Annotated in this window: 1 protein-coding gene; it reads right to left on the reverse strand. The window is 73.9% G+C overall.

Annotated elements, in window-relative coordinates; all coding sequences use genetic code 11:
* Positions 1-2,005, reverse strand: a 2,005-nt coding sequence (locus tag QH283_RS25565) for a non-ribosomal peptide synthetase (RefSeq protein ID WP_280505488.1), incomplete at both ends; no start/stop codon positions are given.

Genomic DNA, 2,005 nt, shown 5'->3' on the forward strand with positions numbered 1-2,005 from the left:
GTCGCCCGCCGGGCGGGCGAGGGCGACGGCCGCGCGGACCCCGGACAGGGCGAGCAGGGCGGCTTCGACCTCGGCGAGTTCGATGCGGAAACCGCCGATCTTGACCTGGAAGTCGGCGCGCTCGAGGTATTCGAGGGCGCCGTCCTCCCGCCGGCGCACGATGTCGCCGGTGCGGTACATGCGCTCCCCCGCGACGCCGAGACTCGCGGCGAAGGGGTCGGCGACGAAGCGGTCGGCGGTCAGGTCGACGCGGGCGTGATAGCCGCGGGCCAGCTGGACGCCCGCGAGGTACAGCTCGCCCGCGACGCCGACCGGGACCGGCTGGAGCCTGCGGTCGAGCACGTACACGCGGCTGTTCCAGGCGGGGCGGCCGATGGGGACGGTGTGGGCCGGGATCTCGGCGACCTCGTTCGCGGTGATGGACACCGCGGCTTCGGTGGGGCCGTAGAGGTTGTGCAGGGCCGCGCCGGTGCCGGCGGCGCGGCGCAGGAACTCCGCCGCGGTGGCGGGCGGGAGCGCCTCGCCGATGGCGAGCACGTGGCGCAGGGCCGGGGGCAGGTCGTCCCCGGCGGCCAGCAGCAGGGTGACCAGGGACGGGACCGCGAACAGCACGGTCACGCCGTGGTCGTCCATGGTGGCCCGCAGCCGGTCGGGATCGCGCTCGGCGCCGGGTTCGGTGACGACCAGGCGGCCGCCGGACAGCAGCGGTCCCCAGAACTCCCACACCGACAGATCGAAGGTGGCCGGGGTCTTCAGCAGGCTCACCGTGTCGGCGCCGAGCCGGTAGTGCTCGCGCAGCCAGCGGATCTGGTTGGCCACCGCGGCGTGCGGGACGGTCACGCCCTTGGGGCGGCCGGTGGAGCCGGAGGTGAAGATCACGTAGGCCGGGTGCTGCGGGCGCAGCGGGCGCGACCGCTCCTCGTCCCGGATCGGGGCGTCGTCACGCCACGCCCGCTCGGGGTGCGATTCCCGCGGCACCGGCTGTGCCAGCACGTGATCCACCTCGAGCACCGGCAGGTCGGTGGCGATCGGCATGCCGTCGGCCGCCGTGGTGAGCGCGCAGACCGGGGCGGCGGTGTCGACGATGTAGGCGATGCGCTCGGCCGGATGGTCCGGGTCGACCGGCACATAGGCCCCGCCCGCCCGGACGACCGCGTGCATCGCCAGCACCAGCTCGATCGAGCGGCGCATGGCCAGCACCACGGTCGTCTCGGGGCCGACACCGGCGCGGATCAGGGTGCGCGCCAATCGATTCGCGGCCGCGTCGAACTCGCGGTAGGTGAGGCTGCGCGCGTGGCCGGCGACGGCCCGCGCCTCGGGCGCGCGGATCGCCTCGACCAGCGCGACGGCGTCCGGGGTGCGGGCGAGCTGCTCGGCGGCCAGATCGGCGAGGGTCGCCTGCGGCAGCTCGTTGGCGGTGGCGTTCCAGTCGGCGAGCATGCGGCGGCGCTGTTCGGGACCGAGCAGGTCGATATCGCCGACGGTCACCCCCGGAGCGGCCGCCACGGTGTCGAGCACGGCGCGCAGCTGACCGGCGAAGCGGCGGACGGTGCCGGATTCGAAGAGGTCTTCGGCGTAGCCGAGGACGAAGCGGATGCCGCGTGGGGCGCCGTCGGTGTCATAGCGGTCGAAGGCGAACAGGTGCAGGTCGAATTGCGCCACGCCGCTGTCGAAGTCGACCTCGGAGACGGTGAGGCCTGGCAGTTCCAGCACGCCGCGCTCGTGGTTCTGGAACGAGTAGCCGACCTGGAACAGCGGGTGCCGTGCGGTGGAGCGTTCGGGGTTGAGCACCTCCACCAGGCGTTCGAAGGGCACGTCGGCATGGCCGAAGGCGGCGAGGTCGACAGCCTTGGCCCGGTCGAGCAGGGCGGTGAACGGACTGCCGCCGTCGACGTGGGTGCGCAGCACCAGGGTGTTGACGAACATGCCGATGACCGCGTCGAGTTCGGCCGGGCCCCGGCCCGCGACCGGGGTGCCCACGGCGATGTCGTCGGTGCCCGACAGC

This window comes from Nocardia farcinica, from assembly GCF_029867845.1.
Classification (GTDB): Bacteria; Actinomycetota; Actinomycetes; order Mycobacteriales; family Mycobacteriaceae; genus Nocardia; species Nocardia farcinica_A.